Source organism: Brevundimonas sp. ABV4_179 (assembly GCF_056311945.1).
The window spans coordinates 2,403,247-2,422,254 of the sequence record NZ_CM149976.1; the positions used below are offsets into that span (position 1 = coordinate 2,403,247).

The 19,008-nt window shown below is 65.7% G+C and carries 21 protein-coding genes; 5 read left to right on the forward strand and 16 right to left on the reverse strand.

Annotated features, from left to right (window positions below):
- Positions 1-13 precede the first annotated feature (13 nt).
- Positions 14-2,161 carry a sodium-translocating pyrophosphatase gene (locus tag ACYX4P_RS11625; RefSeq protein WP_248116530.1) on the reverse strand — a complete coding sequence of 716 codons (2,148 nt, stop codon included), beginning with the start codon at positions 2,159-2,161 and terminating at the stop codon, positions 14-16.
- A gap of 261 nt (positions 2,162-2,422) precedes the next feature.
- Here ACYX4P_RS11625 and ACYX4P_RS11630 point away from each other — a divergent pair, with 261 nt between their 5' ends.
- Entirely contained in the window at positions 2,423-2,710 is a 288-nt protein-coding gene (locus ACYX4P_RS11630; RefSeq protein ID WP_248116532.1) for a hypothetical protein, read from the forward strand.
- Here the strand turns inward: ACYX4P_RS11630 and ACYX4P_RS11635 are convergent.
- The 13 genes from ACYX4P_RS11635 to ACYX4P_RS11695 all read right to left on the reverse strand — a co-directional run bounded on the left by ACYX4P_RS11635 (position 2,707) and on the right by ACYX4P_RS11695 (position 12,252).
- Positions 2,707-3,132: a hypothetical protein gene (locus tag ACYX4P_RS11635; RefSeq protein ID WP_248116534.1), complete on the reverse strand. Its 426-nt coding sequence runs from the start codon at positions 3,130-3,132 to the stop codon at positions 2,707-2,709. The two genes, ACYX4P_RS11630 and ACYX4P_RS11635, sit on opposite strands and share 4 nt — an antisense overlap.
- 42 nt (positions 3,133-3,174) lie before the next feature.
- On the reverse strand, positions 3,175-4,164 hold the full coding sequence (thiL, locus tag ACYX4P_RS11640; protein ID WP_248116536.1) for a thiamine-phosphate kinase: 990 nt from the start codon (positions 4,162-4,164) through the stop codon (positions 3,175-3,177).
- A complete protein-coding gene (gene nusB / locus ACYX4P_RS11645; RefSeq protein ID WP_248116538.1) occupies positions 4,164-4,688 on the reverse strand; it encodes a transcription antitermination factor NusB in 525 nt (174 codons plus the stop codon). The genes thiL and nusB overlap by 1 nt, the downstream gene beginning before the upstream one ends.
- Positions 4,685-5,146 carry a 6,7-dimethyl-8-ribityllumazine synthase gene (gene ribH / locus ACYX4P_RS11650; RefSeq protein ID WP_248116540.1) on the reverse strand — a complete coding sequence of 154 codons (462 nt, stop codon included), beginning with the start codon at positions 5,144-5,146 and terminating at the stop codon, positions 4,685-4,687. Before ribH ends, nusB begins: the two co-directional genes overlap by 4 nt.
- Complete coding sequence (ribB, locus tag ACYX4P_RS11655; RefSeq protein WP_248116542.1) at positions 5,143-6,282, reverse strand: 3,4-dihydroxy-2-butanone-4-phosphate synthase; 1,140 nt, start codon at positions 6,280-6,282, stop codon at positions 5,143-5,145. Before ribB ends, ribH begins: the two co-directional genes overlap by 4 nt.
- Positions 6,279-6,881, reverse strand: coding sequence for a riboflavin synthase (locus tag ACYX4P_RS11660; protein ID WP_248116544.1), 603 nt, complete (start codon positions 6,879-6,881; stop codon positions 6,279-6,281). Before ACYX4P_RS11660 ends, ribB begins: the two co-directional genes overlap by 4 nt.
- A gap of 66 nt (positions 6,882-6,947) precedes the next feature.
- Complete coding sequence (locus tag ACYX4P_RS11665; RefSeq protein ID WP_248116546.1) at positions 6,948-7,568, reverse strand: RibD family protein; 621 nt, start codon at positions 7,566-7,568, stop codon at positions 6,948-6,950.
- Entirely contained in the window at positions 7,568-8,038 is a 471-nt protein-coding gene (gene nrdR, locus ACYX4P_RS11670; RefSeq protein ID WP_248116548.1) for a transcriptional regulator NrdR, read from the reverse strand. The genes ACYX4P_RS11665 and nrdR overlap by 1 nt, the downstream gene beginning before the upstream one ends.
- A 7-nt stretch (positions 8,039-8,045) precedes the next feature.
- Complete coding sequence (gene glyA / locus ACYX4P_RS11675; RefSeq protein WP_292046249.1) at positions 8,046-9,329, reverse strand: serine hydroxymethyltransferase; 1,284 nt, start codon at positions 9,327-9,329, stop codon at positions 8,046-8,048.
- A gap of 98 nt (positions 9,330-9,427) precedes the next feature.
- The gene (locus ACYX4P_RS11680; RefSeq protein ID WP_248116550.1) at positions 9,428-9,973 is read right to left on the reverse strand and encodes a GNAT family N-acetyltransferase; all 546 of its coding nucleotides are present in this window, start codon (positions 9,971-9,973) and stop codon (positions 9,428-9,430) included.
- 32 nt (positions 9,974-10,005) lie between these two features.
- Entirely contained in the window at positions 10,006-10,188 is a 183-nt protein-coding gene (locus tag ACYX4P_RS11685) for a DUF6898 family protein (protein ID WP_248116552.1), read from the reverse strand.
- The gene (hemA, locus tag ACYX4P_RS11690) at positions 10,185-11,411 is read right to left on the reverse strand and encodes a 5-aminolevulinate synthase (RefSeq protein ID WP_248116554.1); all 1,227 of its coding nucleotides are present in this window, start codon (positions 11,409-11,411) and stop codon (positions 10,185-10,187) included. The genes ACYX4P_RS11685 and hemA overlap by 4 nt, the downstream gene beginning before the upstream one ends.
- 130 nt (positions 11,412-11,541) lie before the next feature.
- The gene (locus tag ACYX4P_RS11695; protein ID WP_248116556.1) at positions 11,542-12,252 is read right to left on the reverse strand and encodes a class I SAM-dependent methyltransferase; all 711 of its coding nucleotides are present in this window, start codon (positions 12,250-12,252) and stop codon (positions 11,542-11,544) included.
- 270 nt (positions 12,253-12,522) lie between these two features.
- Here ACYX4P_RS11695 and hemB point away from each other — a divergent pair, with 270 nt between their 5' ends.
- Both hemB and ACYX4P_RS11705 read left to right on the forward strand, forming a co-directional pair.
- Complete coding sequence (gene hemB / locus ACYX4P_RS11700) at positions 12,523-13,524, forward strand: porphobilinogen synthase (protein WP_248116558.1); 1,002 nt, start codon at positions 12,523-12,525, stop codon at positions 13,522-13,524.
- Positions 13,521-14,012: a GNAT family N-acetyltransferase gene (locus ACYX4P_RS11705; RefSeq protein ID WP_248116559.1), complete on the forward strand. Its 492-nt coding sequence runs from the start codon at positions 13,521-13,523 to the stop codon at positions 14,010-14,012. The genes hemB and ACYX4P_RS11705 overlap by 4 nt, the downstream gene beginning before the upstream one ends.
- Before the next feature lie 4 nt (positions 14,013-14,016).
- On the opposite strand, the gene ACYX4P_RS11710 is transcribed toward ACYX4P_RS11705, so the two are convergent.
- Positions 14,017-14,877, reverse strand: coding sequence for an NAD(P)-dependent oxidoreductase (locus ACYX4P_RS11710; protein ID WP_248116561.1), 861 nt, complete (start codon positions 14,875-14,877; stop codon positions 14,017-14,019).
- Positions 14,878-14,994: 117 nt separating this feature from the next.
- Here ACYX4P_RS11710 and ACYX4P_RS11715 point away from each other — a divergent pair, with 117 nt between their 5' ends.
- Both ACYX4P_RS11715 and ACYX4P_RS11720 read left to right on the forward strand, forming a co-directional pair.
- Entirely contained in the window at positions 14,995-15,891 is an 897-nt protein-coding gene (locus ACYX4P_RS11715; protein WP_248116563.1) for a flagellar motor protein MotB, read from the forward strand.
- 108 nt (positions 15,892-15,999) lie between these two features.
- The gene (locus ACYX4P_RS11720; RefSeq protein ID WP_292046248.1) at positions 16,000-16,746 is read left to right on the forward strand and encodes an arginyltransferase; all 747 of its coding nucleotides are present in this window, start codon (positions 16,000-16,002) and stop codon (positions 16,744-16,746) included.
- A 7-nt stretch (positions 16,747-16,753) separates the two neighbouring features.
- On the opposite strand, the gene parC is transcribed toward ACYX4P_RS11720, so the two are convergent.
- Positions 16,754-18,955, reverse strand: coding sequence for a DNA topoisomerase IV subunit A (gene parC / locus ACYX4P_RS11725; protein WP_248116567.1), 2,202 nt, complete (start codon positions 18,953-18,955; stop codon positions 16,754-16,756).
- Between the last annotated feature and the right edge of the window lie 53 nt (positions 18,956-19,008).

The following is a 19,008-nucleotide window of genomic DNA, read 5'->3' on the forward strand; positions in this document are numbered from 1 at the left end:
TTTCGGAACGGCTCTAACCGACCGAGCCGCTGGCCAGCATCGCCAGCAGAAGCAGGGCGACGATATTGGTGATTTTGATCATTGGATTGACCGCCGGGCCGGACGTGTCCTTGTAGGGATCGCCGACCGTATCGCCGGTCACGGCCGCCTTGTGCGCCTCCGACCCCTTACCGTGGACGACGCCGTTCTTGTCGGTGAAGCCTTCCTCGATCACCTTCTTGGCGTTGTCCCAGGCGCCGCCGCCCGAGGTCATCGAAATGGCCACGAACAGGCCGGTCACGATCACCCCCATCAGCATGGCGCCGAGGGCGGCGAAGGCGTTGGCCTTGTCCGAAATGCTCAGCACCGCGACGAACAGAACGATAGGCGACAGCACCGGCAGCAGCGACGGCGCGATCATCTCGCGGATCGCCGCCTTGGTCAGGATGTCGACCGCCCGCCCGTATTCCGGTTTGACCTGATAGGTCATGATGCCCGGGTTCTCGCGGAACTGCCGCCGCACCTCTTCGACCACCGATTCGGCCGCCCGCCCGACCGCCATCATCGACATGCCGCCGAACAGGAAGGGCAGCAGCCCCCCGAACAGCAGACCGACGACGACGTACGGATTGGTTAGGTCGAATGCGACCTCCCCCATATTAGCGAAGAACGGATAGTCCGCCGGATTGGCCGAGAAATACTGCAGGTCCGACGTGTAGGCCGCGAACAGCACCAGCGCGCCGAGACCCGCAGAACCGATGGCGTAGCCCTTGGTCACCGCCTTGGTCGTGTTGCCGACCGCATCCAGCGCATCTGTCGAATGGCGCACCTCAGCCGGGAGGCCGGCCATCTCGGCGATGCCGCCGGCGTTGTCGGTGACGGGACCGAAGGCGTCCAGCGCCACGATCATCCCCGCCACGCCCAGCATGGTCGTTGTGGCGATGGCGATGCCGAACAGGCCCGCCAACTGGAAGCTGACGATGATGCCGACGATGATCGTGAGAGCCGGGAGAGCCGTGGCCTCCAACGACACCGCCAGACCCTGGATGACATTGGTGCCGTGACCGGAGACCGAGGCGTTGGCCACCGACCGCACCGGCCGGAAGCCCGACCCGGTGTAGTATTCCGTCACCACCACGATCGCCGCCGTCACTACCAGTCCGACCATGCCGGACCAGAACAGCGCCATGGGCTGGATCTCCAACCCGCTGGCCGTGACGATAGGCCCTGTCACCATCTGGTTGATGACCCACCAGACCGCCCCAATCGATAGGACGCCGGTCACGATCAGGCCCTGGTACAGCGCGCCCATGATGTTGCGGCTCTTGCCCAGTCGCACGAAGACGCTGCCGACGATGGAGGTGACCACGCAGACGGCGCAGATCGCCAGCGGCAGGACCATCATGACATCCACATAGGGCTGGCCTCGGAAGAAGATGGCGGCCAGCACCATGGTCGCCACCGTCGTCACCGCATAGGTCTCGAACAGGTCGGCAGCCATGCCGGCGCAGTCGCCGACGTTGTCACCGACATTGTCGGCGATGGTGGCGGCGTTGCGGGGATCGTCTTCCGGGATGCCCGCCTCGACCTTGCCTACCATGTCGCCGCCGACGTCGGCGCCCTTGGTGAAGATGCCGCCGCCCAGACGCGCGAAGATGGAGATTAGCGATGCGCCGAAGCCCAACGCCACCAGCCCGTCGATGACGTCGCGTCCGGTCGACGCCAGCCCCAAATGCTGGGTCAGCACGATATAGTAGCCCGACACCCCGATCAGGGCGCCGCCCGCCACGAACATGCCGGTGATGGCGCCCGATCGGAACGCCAGGTCCAGCCCCTTTGCCAGACCTTGGGACGCGGCCTGGGCTGTGCGGACATTGGCGCGCACGGATATCAGCATCCCTGCATAACCGGCCGCCCCGGACAAGAAGGCCCCGATCAGGAAGCCGATGGCGGCATAGACGCCGATCAGAAAATAGGCCGCGATCAGGATCAAGATCCCGACCAGACCGATGGTCAGATATTGCCGTTTCAGATAGGCGGAAGCGCCTTCCTGAATGGCCGCTGCGATCTCTCGCATCTTGTCGTTTCCGGTGCTCGCCTTCATCAGCACGGCGGTCTGAACGGCGCCGTAAAGCACCGCCAGAACGCCCGCCGCGAAGACCAGCGTAAGTGAGTTCGTCATTGGCGTTTCCATGCCCTTGCAACCAGGCGCGCAGGCCATGGGCGGCGGTCGGGCGTTGTCGCCTCTGTCCGCCTTCCGGTCCCCCCGCACGCGGCGAACGCGTCAGTGCGTCCTTTGGGATTTGCATACCAACGGTGTCACGGCGGGAGTTTCGATGCAATCACACCAGGTGGCCGTGAGAGCGACCCGCTTCAAAACAACCTGAGACCGTTGCCACTTCGCGCAGATCGTGAGACCCTTCATGAGAATGAGGTTTTGCAAATGATCTTGAATGTCGCGTTTTTCGTCGCAGCCTTAATGGTTCAAGACCAACCGGCGGCGCCCGCACCGGCTACGGCCCAACCCGCGCCCACCACGCAGGCGGCGCCTCAAAGGTCGCGTCGGATCTGCGAAACGCGCGCTCCTACCGGCCGACGGCTGCAGCAGCGCATTTGCTATACGCCTGAGCAGCACGCGGCGCTTGTCGCGGCGAAGCGCAAGGAAGCGGAAGACGTGGTGGCCGGCGGGAACACCTTAGACGAGGAAGCCAAAATCCTCGGTGGCATCTAACGCGGCGTCGGTATCCCTGTCCGGCGACGCGGTGTCTGGCTGAGCACCTGGACACGCCGGATGGAGCCGCGCCCGGAAATCGCGGCCGAAGCCGAAACAAGGGCGGCGGAAAGGGCGCGTTCATCCAATCGGGTCCAGTCGCCGGGCACGGTGAAGGGCGTGCGATGGGCGGCGCGGACCAGGGCGTCGCGAAAGAAGGCTTCCTTGGGCTTGATCTGTTCCATCGTCTTGCCGGCGCCCAGTTCCAGTCGAAGCGCGACGAAGACGTAGTTGCGAAGCCGGCCGCCGTCGATGACCGGTAGGCCCAATCCGGCGATGCTCAAGGACGCAGGCGCGGCAGGTGCGTCGCTGGAGGCGGCGGGGCGCGGCAGGCCGCCTGCAAGGGCGACGGTCCCGGCGGCTATCAGGGTTCTGCGATCCATCACGACTCTTTAGCCGATGGGCGTTAGGATTCCCTTGCCGCCTCAGCCATGGGTCCAGCCGCGACGTCTCATTTCGATCGGACGACCGTCGTGGATCGCGGTCAGGCCGGCGCCGGAAGTTACGTCGCCTATTCGCGTCAGTCGGACCAGTCGCTTCTCGGCCTCGCGACGCAGCGCCTCCTCATGGCGGGGACGGGCGGTGAAGGCGATCTCGTAGTCGTCGCCGCCGCTGGCCAGGTCTTCCAACGACAGTTGAGCATCGACGCGGTCGTCGAACCACGCCTGGGCGGCGGCCGACAGCGGCAGAACGTTCAGGTTAAGGGTGACGCCGACGCCGCTGACGTGGGCGATATGGCCCAGGTCCGCCGCCAGACCATCGGACACATCCACCGATGCCGTCGCGAACTCTCGGATCGCCTGTGCGAAATCCAGGCGCGGCGTCGGCGTCCGGTAGCGGTCGATCAGAGCCGCGAGACGCACCTCGTCCAGCGACAGTTCACCCCGCGCCGCCCGCAGGCCCAGAAACCCATCGCCGATGGCGCCGGTGACGAAGACCAGATCCCCCACCTGCGCCCCCGCCCGCGAAACCGCCGCGCCCGCCGACACCCAGCCCAGGGCAGTCAGGGAGAAGCTGGCCGGTCCCGGCGTCCTGACCGTGTCGCCGCCCAGCAGGGCCACGCCGAACCTGGCCTGATCCTCGGCCAGACCCGCCGCAAAGGCTTCGCGCTCTGGCCAGCCGCAGCGTTCCGGCCAGAAGCAGGACAGCAGATAGCCGAACGGCTCGGCGCCCTTGGCCGCCAAGTCCGACAGATTCACCCGCAGCAGCTTCCTGGCCACGGTATTCATCGGATCGTCGGGCAGGAAATGCACGCCCTCGACCATGGCGTCCTTGGTCAGGACGAGGTCATGGCCGGGACGCGACGGCAACACAGCCACGTCGTCCATAAGCCCCCTCGCCCACTCGGGATGGGCCAGGGGCCTCAGCAGCCTCTCGATCGTCTCGAACTCGCCCGCGACGTCGAGCGCGGGCATTATTTGCGCGTGTCTTTGGCTACGCCGTCCAGCGCGGCGTTGACGAAGCGCGCCTCGGCGTCGTCGAAGAAGGCCTTGGCCAGCTCGACGTATTCGTCGATCACGACCTCGCGCGGCGTCTCGGGGTGTTTCATCAGCTCCCAGGCGCCCGACCGCAGAAGGGCGCGCAGGGTGGCGTCGATCCGCTCCAGCTTCCAGTTGGAGGCCAGGCGCGCCTTGATGGCGGCGTCGATATCGCGCTGGCTTTCGATCACGCCGCGCACGATGTCTGCGAAATAGGCCTCGTCGGCCTCGGCCAGGGCCTCGCCCTCGATGTCGGCGTCGAAGCGGAAGTTGGAGAATTCGGTGATCACCGTCTCCACGCCCTCGCCCGCAAGCTCCATCTGATAGAGCGCCTGCACGGCGGCGAGACGCGACACGGTTCGGGCGCGGCGCTGTTTGGAGGTCAGATTCGGCTCGGCGCGCTGCCTTTGGGCTTCGGCGAGTTGTTCGAGGACGGCTTTTACGCTGTTCGGTTCAGTCATGCGCCGACGCCTACGCGCAATCGCTTCTTCAAGGCAATCAGTTCCAGACAGGCTTTCGCCGCCCCGCCCCCCTTATCCCCTTCCGACAACCGCGCCCGATACCAGGCCTGATCCTCGTCCTCGGTCGTCAGCACGCCGTTGCCAATGGCCAGACCCTTGACCCCCAGGGCCATGATGCCGGCCGCCGACTGATCCGAGACGATCTCGAAATGATAGGTCTCGCCGCGGATGACCGTGCCGAGCGCGACATAGCCGTCATAGCGTGGCGCGGTCGGGAAGCGTCCCGCCTCTTCGGCCATGGCGATCGCGGGAGGGATTTCCAGCGCGCCGGGCACGGTGATCACGTCGAAGTCGGCGCCGCGCGCCTTCAGCGTCTCCTTGGCGCCCTCGAGAAGGGCGTCCGCCAGCTCGTCATAGAACCGAGCCTCAACGATCAGAATACGGGGGGCTTCGCTCACGCCTTGGTCTCTCCATCCATGTCCCGCCAGCCGACGATGCGCAGGCCGTAGCCTTCCAGCGCGGTTGGTTCGGGTCGGGTCGAACTCATCACGATCATGTCCTTGACGCCCAGGTCCAGCAGGATCTGCGCCCCGACTCCGTAAGCCCGCAGCGACCGATCCACCGCCGTTGGCCGGTCCGCCCCCGCCAGCCGCTCGGCCAGCGATGTCAGCGACGGGTCGCGCAGGAACACGACCACGCCGGGGCCCTCATGGTCGGTGATCTGGCGCAGGGCGCTGGGCACATAATCCTGGCGCGCCTCCACGTGACCCAGCAGGTCGCAGGCGAAATCGACCTGATGCATCCGCACCAGGGTCGGCTTGGACGGGTCGATCCGGCCGTGGACCAGGGCGACGTGTTCGGCCCCCTCGATGGTGTTCTTGTACAGCATCAGGCGGAACGGTCCGCCGTGCACACTGTCGAACGGGGTGTCCATAATCCGCTCGACGAAGCGTTCTGTGCGGCGGCGATAGGCGATCAGATCGGCGATGGTGCCGATCTTCAGCCCATGCAGTTGGGCGAAGGCCACCAGATCGGGCATCCGCGCCATCTCGCCGTCGTCCTTGATGATCTCGCAGATCACCCCGGCGGGCGTCAGGCCGGCCATGCGGCTGATGTCCACGGCCGCCTCGGTGTGGCCAGCGCGGACCAAAACGCCGCCATCGCGCGCCACCAGGGGGAAGATGTGGCCGGGTGAGACGATGTCGTCCATGCCCTTGGACGCATCGGTCGCCACATGGATGGTGCGCGAGCGGTCGGCGGCGGAGATGCCGGTCGTGACGCCCTCCTTGGCCTCGATGGAGACGGTGAAGGCCGTCTTCATGCTCTCGCGATTGTCGGCGGCCATCGGCGGAAGGCGCAGTTGCTGCGCCCGCTCGGCCGTCAGGGCCAGGCAGACCAGGCCCCGCGCCTGGCGGATCATGAAGTTGATCTGGTCCGGCGTGGCGAACTGGGCGGGGATGATGATGTCCCCCTCATTTTCGCGGTCCTCGGCGTCCACCAAGATGTAGGGACGGCCGTTGCGGGCGTCCTCCAGGATGTCCTCGATCGGACTGATTGGGCTGTCGTTCACATTGGCGGCCGGGACTTGCATCATGCCGTCTCCTGCCACCGCGCGAGGTAACGCGCCAGCATGTCGATCTCCAGATTGACCAGATCGCCGACCTTGAGCTCCCCCAGCGTCGTCACCGCCCAGGTGTGGGGGATGATGTTCAGCCAGAAGACCTGCCCCTCGACCGCGTTAACGGTCAGGGACACGCCATCAACGGTGATCGAACCCTTGCCGGCGATATAGCGATGCAAAGGGGACGGAGCCTCGACCCCGATCCGGTGCGATCCGCCCTCCGGCGTGATGGAAACGATGCGTCCCAAGCCGTCGACGTGTCCTGAAACGACATGGCCGCCCATCTCGTCGCCCAGTTTTGCCGCCCGTTCCAGGTTGACGCTGTCCCCCACGGCCCAGGAGCCAAGCGTGGTCTTGGACAAGGTCTCGTTCGACACCTCGACGGCGAACCAGCCCCCATTCTCGTCCAAGCCCTTCTCCGTCACAGTCAGGCAGCAGCCCGCATGACTGATGGAGGCGCCCAGGTCTATGCCTGCGGTGTCCCAGGCCGTCTCGATCTCATAGCGCAGGTCGCGGTCGGTCTCGCGAACGTCGCGGACGCGGCCGATGTCGGTGACGATGCCGGTGAACATTTGGCGTTGGCCCCTTTCGGACCCCGAAAACACAGTCTGAATAGTCTCAATCGTCTGAAATCGACATCACAGACGGACGTAGCGTTCCCACAGATCGGCGCCTACGGGCTCAACGCCCAGGCGACGGAACTTGGGGGCGTCGGACAGCTTTGCAAGAGCCAAGGCGGCGACGCAGGGCCGCCCCTCCCCTCCCAGCAGCATGGGCGCGCGGAACCATTCCAACGCATCGACGGCCTTGGCGCGCAGGAAGGACGCCGCGACCTGCCCGCCGCCCTCGATCAGAACCGAGGTCACGCCAGCGTCTTTCAGGGCCTTCAGCACAGCGGGGATGGCCGGACGGCCGTCTTCCGCTTCAACCCGCCGCACCTTGGCCGACCCGATGGCTTGGGGCTCGGCGGAGGTCAGGATCAGGGTGTTCTCGCCAGCGACCTTCGCTGTGCAAGGCGTCCGAAGCCGGCTGTCCAGCACAACCCGCAACGGCTGGTCCACGGCGCGGCCCGGCAGGCGGGCGGTCAGTTCGGGATCGTCGTGCAGCACCGTCGCCACGCCGACCAGAATGGCGTCATGGGCGGCGCGCAGCCTGTGGCCCTCCAGCCGCGCCGCCTCGCCGGTGATCCACTGGCTTTCACCCGAGGCCGTGGCGATCCGCCCGTCCAGCGAGGTCGCCAGTTTCAGGGTGACCCGCATCAGACCTTGCCGGTCGGCTCGTCCAACCCTTCGTCGCCCAGGAATTTTGCGAAATCGCCGGTGTGGCGGAAATCCTTATAGACCGAGGCGTAGCGGACATAGGCCACCTCATCCACGCCCTTCAGCGCCTTCATGATGAAGTCGCCGACGGTGCTGGACGGGATTTCCGTTTCGCCCAGACTTTCCAACTGGCGGACGATCCGGTTGACCATCTGCTCGACCTGATCGGCCTGGACCGGGCGTTTGCGCAGGGCCACGCCTAAAGAGCGTTCCAACTTGTCGCGTTCGAACGGGGTGCGTCGTCCGTTGCGCTTCAAGATGACCAGTTCGCGCAACTGGACGCGCTCGAAGGTCGTGAAGCGGCCGTTGCAGTTGGGACAGGACCGGCGGCGACGAATGGCCGAGCCGTCGTCCGACGGTCGGCTATCCTTAACCTGCGTATCCTGATGACCGCAAAACGGGCACTTCATCAGCGGCTTACCCGTAGATTGGGAAGCGATGCGTCAACTCGCGCACCTGAGCAGCGACACCAGCGACCACGGCCGGATCGGCTTCGTCGCCGCCGTTCATCGACGAGACGACGTCGGCGATCCAGTGACCGATCTGTTTGAACTCTTCTTCGCCGAAGCCGCGCGTGGTGCCTGCGGGGGCGCCCAGGCGGACGCCCGAGGTGACGGTGAAGGGCGCAGTGTCGAACGGCACGCCGTTCTTGTTGCAGGTCATCAGCGCCTTTTCGAGTTCATGCTCGGTCGCCTTGCCGGTCACACCCTTTGGCCGCAGGTCGACCAGGGCCAGGTGGCTGTCCGTGCCGCCCGAGACGATGGCCAGACCGCGCTCGATCAGCACGCCGGACAGGGCCTGGGCGTTCTTGACGATCTGTTGGGCATACAGCTTGAACTCGGGCTTCAGCGCCTCGCCGAAGGCCACGGCCTTGGCGGCGATGACGTGTTCCAGCGGGCCGCCCTGCAGGCCGGGGAAAACGGCCGAGTTGATCTTCTTGCCCAGATCAACGTCGTTAGACAGGATCATGCCGCCGCGCGGGCCGCGCAGGGTCTTGTGCGTCGTGGTCGTCACGACGTGGGCGTGCGGGATCGGGTCGGGATAGGCGCCCCCGGCGATCAGACCGGCATAGTGGGCCATATCGACCATCAGATAGGCGCCGACCGAATCTGCGATCTCGCGGAAGCGCTTGAAGTCGATGTGGCGCGAATAGGCGCTGGCGCCCGCCAGGATCAGCTTGGGCTTCTCCTTCTCGGCCATTTCGGCGACGTGATCGTAGTCGATCAGGTGGGTGTCTTCGCGAACCTTGTAGGTCACGGGGCGGAACCACTTGCCCGACTGGTTGGCTGGTGAACCGTGCGTCAGGTGTCCGCCGCAGGCCAGATCCATGCCCAGGAAGGTGTCGCCGGGCTGCAGCAGGGTGAAGAAGACGGCCTGGTTGGCCTGGGCGCCAGAGTGAGGCTGGACGTTGGCGAAGGCGGCGCCGAACAGCTTCTTCGCCCGCTCGCGCGCAAGATCCTCGGTGATGTCGACGAACTCGCAGCCGCCGTAATAGCGGCGACCGGGATAGCCTTCCGCATATTTGTTCGTCAGGACAGAGCCTTGCGCGTCCAGCACAGCCTGGGAGACGATGTTCTCGGAGGCGATCAGTTCGATCTGTTCGCGCTGACGGCCCAGTTCACCCTGGATGCCCTTGAAGACGTCCGGGTCGGCGTCAGCGAGCGTTTTGGTGAAATAGGCGTCGTGAGTGAAGGCCGTCACGCTGAAATCCCCGCAAATCAGAAGCTGGCCTATCTATCCCCAGCCGCGCGCGACCACAACATCTTGTGGCGCGGCGTTCAATGAATGGCCTGCGCCCGCTAGACTGTCGAAGTCTGTGGCACCCGCCACTCGCGCCGAAGCGCGCCATAGACCACCATGTCGCACAGCCCCTTGTGGGTCGTCTCGTGCTCCCTCAGACAGCCCTCCCGCACTAGGCCGAGGCTTTCGGCCAGAGCGATGGACGCGACATTCTCGGCGTCGATTTCCGCATAGACCCGTCGGCGGCCCTCGCGCGCGAAAAGATAGGAAATCAGGGCAGTCATACACTCCTTGGCCGCCCCACGACCCTGATGGTCGATGACCGTGACATAGCCGACTTCGAACACGCCCTCGTCTCGACCGGGAAAGGCGACGTATCGACCGGCGACGGCCCCTGTGGTTCGATCCACGGCGATCCAGCTGCGGCCTGGCCATGTCGGATCGGTCAGCCAGTCCGCCAGTTCCGCCTCGCTGCCGAACGCGCCGCGCGACATGTAGAGACACTGGGCGTCGTCGGACAGGGTGGGAAACAGCGCCGTTGCGTCCTGGCGAACCAGCTTCCGCATTTCGAAACGGGGTGTGTCGAGGGTGGGCGTATCAAGCATCGTCGTGTTCGAACCAGCGAGCGTGACGCGGGCTATGTCGCCAAGGCGCGTCGCAACTTGGCGATCGCCACCCGTTCGACGGACTTCGGCTCGTTCACCGGGCCCATGGCGCTGACCTCGCGGCCGGTGGCGACGTGGATGGCCGAGCATTTGACGTAGGGGCCGTTACGGGTGAACTCGACGATGACCTCACCGAGGTCGTCGCCGGTCGTCATGCGGCGACGGGACGGCGCGCCACGTTGCAGTGGGCGAACAGCTTGTCCATCGCCTGGACCAGATGGTCCATCATGGCGTCGGTGTGGTTCGGCGAGGGTGTGAAGCGCAGGCGCTCGGTTCCCTTGGGCACGGTCGGATAGTTGATCGGCTGAACATAGACGCCGTATTCATCCAGCAGCATGTCCGAGATCATCTTGCAGTGGATCGGATCGCCCACATGCACAGGCACGATGTGGCTCTCGCTTTCCATCACCGGAATGCCGGCAGCGGCGAAGCGAGCCTTCAGCGTCGCGGCGCGTTCCTGATGTTTTTCACGCAGTTCCGGATGGCTTTTCAGGTGACGCACAGAGGCTAGCGCCCCCGCCGTCAGGGCCGGCGGCAGGCTGGTGGTGAAGATGAAGCCCGAAGCCCAGCTGCGGACCGCGTCCACGATCACGGCGTCGGCCGCGATATAGCCGCCCATCACGCCGATGGCCTTGCCCAAAGTGCACTCGATGATGTCGATCTGGTTCAGAACGCCGTCGCGTTCGGCCACGCCCGCGCCCGTGCGTCCATACAGGCCAACGGCGTGCACCTCGTCGAGATAGGTCATGGCGCCGTATGTCTTGGCCAAGGCGATGGTGCCGGCCAGGTCGGCGATGTCGCCGTCCATCGAATAGACGCTCTCGAATGCGATCAGCTTGGGCGCGTCGGCGGGCGCGGCGGCCAGCAGGCTTTCCAGATGCGCCAGGTCGTTGTGCATGAACACATGACGCTCGCCCCCGCCATGGCGGATGCCGGCGATCATGGAGGCGTGGTTCACCGAGTCGGAGAAGACGATCAGGCCGGGCAGAATCTTCTGAAGCGTCGACAGCGTCGCCTCATTGCCCACATAGCCCGATGTGAAGAGCAGCGCCGCTTCCTTCTGGTGCCAGTCGGCCAGCTCGGCCTCCAGGTCCACCGCCGAACGGGTCGTGCCGGAAATGTTGCGGGTGCCGCCGGCGCCGGCGCCCACGGCGTCGATCTCTTCGTGCATAGCCGACAGCACCGCGTCGTGCTGGCCCATGCCGAGATAGTCGTTGGAGCACCAGATGACGACATCCTGTTCGGACCCATCTTCACGGCGACGCACGGCGAGCGGGAACTGGCCACGCACGCGCTTGAGATCGGCGAAGACGCGATAGCGTCCTTCGCTGCGAACCTGCTCCACGGAGCGGTTGAAGGCGGCCTTGTAATCGAACAACGCGGAGTCTTTCGCTTATGGCGACGGCTGAACGTTTTCTGCTCTCCCCGCGCCGCCTTGTCCATGTCCGCGACATGGACAAAACGACCCAAACCGTTAATTGATAACGGTTCTCACTAGCCTGAGCGGGTTAGCCCGGCTTGCGGAAGCGATAGACGAATTGGTCTGTCCTGCCGCGAATCCTCTCGTCGAAGACGTTCAGGCTGTGATCGTCGGCCGGGTTGGCGACGGCTGTGCTTTCGCCCTCATAGACAAATCCGGCCGCCTGGACCTCGCGCTTCAGATAGTCGCCTTCGATCCGGTGCAGGGTCTGGACCGCCGAAACGCCGGTTCCCGGCGCGGCCTGGTGGTCGATCAGGATGTAGCGACCACCCGGCCTCAGGGCGGCGAAGGCGGCGGCGTTCATCCGGGCGACGTCGGTGTTGAAACCGGGGATGTGGAAGTCGTGGTACTCCTGGCTCATGAAGATCATGTCCAGCGGCTCGGCGAAGGTCATGGAGTCCAACAGGCCGTTGACCCGCGCCACGTTCGGATAGGCAGCGGCCAGGGCGTCGGCACCCGCGTTTTCGCGCGCCATCGTCCGCTCGGGCACGAAGGCGTAGACGCGGCCAGTCGGGCCGACGACGTCGGAGAACAGGCGGGTGAAATAGCCGGAGCCGGGGCGGATGTCGGCGACCTTGTCGCCGGGCGCCAGCTGGGCGAAGGCCAGCATCTCGGCCGGATGACGCAGCGCATCGCGCGCCACCTCTTCGGCGGGACGCCTGGGGTCGGCGAAGGCCTCGGCGTACAGGTCGGCATAGCCTGCGGGTTCGGCGTCAGCCGCTGCCTGATCTGCCCTCAAGGCATAATCCGAAGCCGATCTGACGACCGTGCGCTCCCCACCGTCCGAGTCGATGATGATACAGCCGGATAGGCCCGCCGCCGAAGCCAAGGCCGTCACGTTCGTCGCCAATTTCCAGATCATCGCCGTCTCCCTTGATTGTCGCGATAGGCCCGCATTTCACCGATCCGCGCAAGCGGCGATCACGACCGAAACGATCCGACGCATCTCGCGATTTGCGCCGTTCGCCCTGCGGCGCTAGTCCCACGCCAGATTTCGCAAGGTCACGCCATGCTTCCGTATCAGCCCGCCCCCTTCCCGCTCGCCCGGCCGCGCCGCCTGCGCGCCAGCTCATGGGTGCGCCGCCTGGTGGCCGAAACCACCCTGACGCCGGCCGATCTGATCTGGCCGCTGATCGTGCATGACGGGGTGGAGGATCGTGTTCCGGTCGCCTCCATGCCCGGCGTGTTTCGGCTTTCGCCCAAGGCGGCCGCGGCTGCGGCGGTCCAGGCGCGTGACCTCGGCATTCCGATGGTGGCTCTGTTCCCCAATGTCGATGGCGCGATCAAGGATGCGGTCGGCACCGGGGCGACCGATCCCGACGGCCTGATCCCCGACTGTATTAAGGCGATCAAGGACGCTGCTCCCGAGATCGGCGTCATGACCGACGTGGCGCTGGACTGCTACACCGACCACGGGCACGACGGGGTGATGGAGGGAGAGCGGGTTTTAAACGACGCTTCGCTGGACCGCCTGGCAGAACAGGCCTTCATTCACGCCCACGCCGGAGCCGACGTCGTGGCGCCTTCCGACATGATGGACGGGCGCATCCAGGCGGTGCGCGAAGCGCTGGAGGCCAATGGATTTCAGGACACGCTGATCCTGTCCTACGCGGCCAAGTTCGCCTCGGCCTTCTATGGCCCCTACCGCGACGCCGTGGGGTCGTCCGCCATGCTGAAGGGCGACAAGAAGACCTATCAGATGGACTACGCCAACTCCGACGAGGCGCTGAAGGAGGTGGCCATGGACCTGTCGGAAGGCGCCGATGCGGTGATGGTCAAGCCGGGGATGCCCTATCTGGACATCGTGCGCCGGGTTTCGGAAACCTTCCGCGTGCCCACCTTCGCCTATCAGGTGTCGGGCGAGTATGCGATGATGCAGGCCTCCATCGCCAATGGCTGGCTGAATCAGGATCGTGCCATTCTGGAGACCCTGCATGGATTCAAGCGGGCCGGTTGCGCGGGCGTCCTGACCTATTTCGCCCCCCAGGCCGCGCGTTTGCTGGGCCGATGACCGTCGAGATTCGGCCGGTCACGGACGCCGACTGGCCGGGGCTCTGGCCGATCATCGAGGCCGTCACGCGCGCGGGCGAGACCTACACCTATCCGCTGGACATGACCGAGGCGCAGGCGCGCGGGTTTTGGACGCCGTCGGCTCCCGGCGGAACCCTGGTCGCGGTCGAGGACGGTCGGGTGCTGGGCGCCGCCAAGATCATCCCGAACCAGCAGGGAAACGGCGCCCACGTCGCCAACGGCAGTTTCATGGTCGCGCCCCAGGCGCGCGGACGCGGCGTGGCCCGCGCCCTGGGCGAGGCCGCCCTAGCCTTCGCCCGCGACGCCGGATTCAAGGCCATGCAGTTCAATGCGGTCGTGGAAACCAATACAGTCGCCGTCGCCCTGTGGCGAAAGCTTGGCTTCGACATCGTCGGGACGGTCCCCGAAGCGTTCGATCACCCGACGCACGGCCTGGTCGGGCTGCACGTCATGTATCGGCGCCTCTGAACCATCAGTTGCGAGGCTGCAGCCGCGCCGCCAGGCTGGAAGTGTCCCAGCGATTTCCGCCGATGCCCTGCACCTCGGCGTAGAACTGGTCGACCAGAGCCGTCAGGGCCAGTTTGGCGCCGTTCGACCGCGCCTCGTCGAGCACCAGACCCAGATCCTTGCGCATCCAGTCGACGGCGAAACCGAATTCGAACTCGCCCCTAGCCGCCGTCTTCCAGCGGTTGTCCATCTGCCAGCTCTGCGCCGCGCCCTTCGACACGGCCTCATAGGCGGCGTCGGTGTCGAGACCCGCGACCTGTGCGAAATGCACCGCCTCGGCCAGGCCCTGGACCACGCCGGCGATGGCGATCTGGTTGACCATCTTGGTCAGTTGGCCCGATCCCGCCGGCCCCATGTGTTTGATCGCCTTGGAATAGGCGTTCAGGGCGGGCTCCACCCTAGCCAGAGCCTCGGCGTCCCCGCCCGCCATGACGCTGAGCTGGCCGTTTTCAGCCCCGGCCTGACCGCCCGACACGGGGGCGTCCACGAAGCGGCGCCCCTGCCCCGCCGCCAGATCGGCCATCTCGCGCGCCAACTTGGCCGACGTGGTCGTGTGGTCGACGATGACGGCGCCCTCGGCCAAATGCGGCACGGCCTCGGTCACAACCGCGCGCACATCGTCGTCATTGCCGACGCACAGGACGAACAGGTCCACGCCTCGTACCGCCTCGGCCACGGTCATCGCAGCCCGCCCGCCGGTCGCGGCGGCCCAGGCCTGGGCCTTCGCGGGCGTGCGATTGAAGCCGGTCACGTCGTAGCCCGCCTGAACCAGATGACGCGCCATGGGGGCGCCCATAACGCCCAGGCCGGCGAAAGCGATCTTCATGTCAGGCTCCTGAAAGCGTTTGCGTCGGACTAGGCCGCGTCGCGGCGGCGTTCAAGGTCAACGCGCGGTTAACCTTGCCGGGTCAGAATGGGACACCACTCCTCGGGATGCATATCCATGTCCGTGAGCGATCGTCCGATCCTCATCAAGAAGGTCAAGAAGGTCTCCGGCGGGGGCCACCATGGCGGCGCGTGGAAGGTGGCCTATGCGGACTTCGTCACCGCAATGATGGCCTTCTTCCTACTGATGTGGCTGATCAACGCGACCGACCCCGAGCAGAAGAAGGGCATCGCCGAATATTTCGCACCGGCCAGCGTATCGGAGACCACCTCAGGCTCGGGCGGCATCCTGGGCGGTACGGCGTTGGGTGACGACGGCCCCAAGAGTTCCGGCTCCCAATCCGTGCTGCAGCAACTGGCGCCCGAGGCGCCGGCGACCGATCAGACTGGACCCAGCGCCAACCTATCCTCGGCCAGCGACGCCGCGCTCCAGGCCGAAATGCAGAAGCGCGAGGCGGCCGAATTCGCCAGCGCAGCCGAATCCCTGCGTCAGGCCATGCAGTCGATGCCGGAACTGGCCGAACTGTCCAAACAACTGATCGTGGACCAGACGCCGGAGGGCCTGCGCATCCAGCTGGTCGATCAGGAAGGTCGGTCCATGTTCGACAACAACTCCGCCCGCCCCAACGCACGGGCCCAGGTGCTGCTACGAGCGGTGTCCAAGGTCATCAATCAACTGCCCAATCGCATCTCCATCACCGGCCACACGAGCGCCACGGCCGGCTCCAATCGCGCCAGCGCGCCGGCGGACTGGAGCCTGTCGTCACAACGCGCCAACGCCTCGCGTCTGGTGCTGCAATCGGCCGGGGTCGACGCCGACCGTATCTATTCGGTGGCGGGCAAGGCGGGTTCCGATCCGCTTTATCCCGACGACCCCAGCCTGGCCGGCAACCGGCGGATCGCCATCGTCCTGCTGCGTGAGGCGCCCGTCCTGCCCACGGACACCTCGCTGTGACCCGCCCGGCTGCAACGCCGACGCTTGCAGCCGGCCCGCGAATGACGGCAAATCGCGCCATGAGCCTGATGTCGCAAAATCGGCAAGATCGGATGCGGACCTGAGGCCGTGACCCAGCACGTTCCGACACGACAGCTTCGCTTCTTCATGACCTCGGTGGCGCCCTGCCCCTATCTGCCCGGCAAGACCGAGCGGAAGGTGTTCGCCAACCTGCCCTTTTCCGACGGCGCCCACGTCAACGACGAACTGACCCTGGCCGGATTTCGCCGCAGCCAGAACATCGCCTATCGCCCGGCGTGCGAGGCCTGCGACGCCTGCGTTTCTGTGCGGCTGCCCGTACCGCGCTTCGACTTCAGTCGGTCGCAGCGCAAGGTGCTGGCCCGCAACGAGGACCTGTCGCGCGCCCTGGTCGAGGCCGAGGCCACCACCGAGCAGTTCCAACTGCTGCGTCGCTATCTGACGACCCGCCACCCGACCGGCGGCATGAGCGACATGGGCTGGCTGGACTATGTCGCCATGGTCGAGGACACGGCCGTCCGCACCCATCTGATCGAATACCGCCTGCCCTCCACCGATGGCGGGCCGGGCGATCTGGTCGCCGTGACCCTGACGGACCTGCTGAAGGACGGCCTGTCGATGGTGTACAGCTTCTACGATCCGACGATGGATCGGCGCAGCTTGGGACGGTTCGCCATCCTGGATCATGTCCGCCAGGCCGCGATCGTGGGCCTGCCCTATGTCTATCTGGGCTACTGGGTCAGGGGCTCGGCCAAGATGGACTACAAGGCCGACTTCCGCCCGATGGAGATGCTGGGCAAGCTGGGCTGGACCCCGCTGGAGGATCAGGCGACCTGACGGCCGCCTACCTGAACTTCCTGAGGCCGCGCGGGCCCTGACGACCGGCGCCGGCGCGTTTGCCCAGCCAGTCTTTCCAGTCAGGCCAATTGCGACGACGCCCGCCTCCGTCCGCCCATTCCGGCCCCTGCTCGGCGCTGAACACCGCGACATCGGCCAGACCGCCTTGTTTGAAGTTCTGCAGCTTGACACCCTTGCCGCGGCCCATCTCGGGCAGTTCCGCCAAGGGGAAGATCAGCGTCTTGATATTCTCGCCGATGGTGGCGATGTGGTCGCCCGTCACCCGCAGCATGGCCAGCATTTCGCCGTTCAGAACCTGTTTGCCGCCCCGCTTCTGGGCCAGGGTGTCGTCTTCCGGCGCGATGAAGCCGTAACCGGCCTTGGACGCGATCAGCAATTTTGCGCCCGGCTGGTGCGCCAACACGGCGATGATCTCGGCCTTCTCATCCAGATCGATCATCAGGCGCAGCGGCTCGCCATGCCCACGACCGGACGCCAGTTTGTCGGCGCCGATCGTGAAGATGCGCCCGTCCGAGGCCCCGACCAGCAGTTTGTCGGTCGTATAGGCCGGGACCAGATAGGCCAGTTGGTCGCCTTCCTTGAACTTCAGTTCCGATGGATCCTCGACCTTGCCCTTTGCGGCGCGAATCCAGCCGCGTTCCGACAGGATGACGGTGATGGCCTCGCGCGGGATGAAGGCCTCGGGAGCGACAAAGGCGGACGCATCCACAGCGTCGGCGATCAGGGTCCGGCGCGGGGAAATCAGCGCCTTGCGAACCGCCTCCAGTTCCTTGGAAATCGCCTTCCACTGCTTGCCTTCCGACGACGTCAGCGCCTTCAGGTTGGCCAGTTCGTCCGACAGTTCTTTGAATTCCTTTTCGATCGTCATCTCTTCCAGACGCGCCAACTGACGCAGCCGGGTGTCGAGGATGAAGTCGGCCTGAACCTCGGTCAGACCAAACCGCGCGATCAGGACGGCCTTGGGCTGTTCTTCCTCGCGGACGATGCGGATGACCTCGTCCAGATTCAGGAAGACGATCCGCAGACCTTCCAACAGGTGCAGCCGCTTCTCAACCCGCGCGATCCGCCATTCCGAACGGCGGTTCAGCACTTCGCGGCGGTGATCCAGGAAGGCCCGCAGACAATCCTTCAGCCCCATGACGCGCGGCGTGCCGCTGGCGTCCAGCACGTTCATGTTGATCGGGAAGCGGACCTCCAGATCGGACAGTTTGAACAGGCTTTCCATCAGCATCTCGGGCTCGATGGTGCGGTTCTTCGGCTCCAGGATCAGGCGGATGTCTTCGGCCGACTCGTCGCGCACATCGCCCAGCAGCGGCGCCTTCTTGTGCTCGATCAGGTCCGCCAACGCCTCGATCAGGCGCGACTTCTGCACCTGATAGGGCATCTCGGTGATGATGATCTGATAGGCGCCGCGATCCAGCTTCTCCTCGACCCATTTGGCGCGCAGTCGCACCCCGCCCCGGCCCGTCTCATAGGCGTCCAGAATCGAGGCGGCGCCTTCAACAGACACGCCGCCCGTGGGGAAGTCGGGACCGGGAACCAGTTGCACAAGTTCGGCGGTCGTCGCCTCGGGCCGCTCCAGCAATAGCTGGCAGGCGTCGATCAGTTCGCCGACATTGTGCGGCGGGATCGAGGTGGCCATGCCGACCGCGATGCCGGATGACCCATTGGCCAGCAGATTCGGGAATCCGGCCGGCAGGACGACCGGCTCTTCGTCCTGATCGTCATAGGTCGGGCGGAAATCGACGGCGTCCTGATCGATGCCGTCCAGCAGCAACACGGAGGCGGGCGTCAGCTTGCACTCGGTATAGCGCATGGCCGCGGCGCTATCGCCGTCGATATTGCCGAAGTTGCCCTGACCATCGACCAGCGGATACCGCTGGGCGAAATCCTGGGCCAGGCGCACCAGGGCCTCATAGATCGAGGCGTCGCCGTGCGGGTGGTATCCGCCCATGACCTCACCCACGACCTTGGCGCATTTGCGCGCCGCAGCCTGCGGGTTCAGCCGCATCTGGTGCATGGCGTACAGGATGCGCCGGTGCACAGGCTTGAAGCCATCGCGCACGTCAGGCAGGGCGCGGTTGGTGATGGTCGACAGGGCGTAGGCCAAATAGCGGCGGCTGAGCGCCGTCTCCATCGGCTCGTCGATGATGCGGCCGCCTTCCGGCGGCGGGGCGTGGATCGTCATGGCTCTGCGAATCGGGGATCGGAAGCGATAAGTCTAGCCCGCCCGGCCGCAGT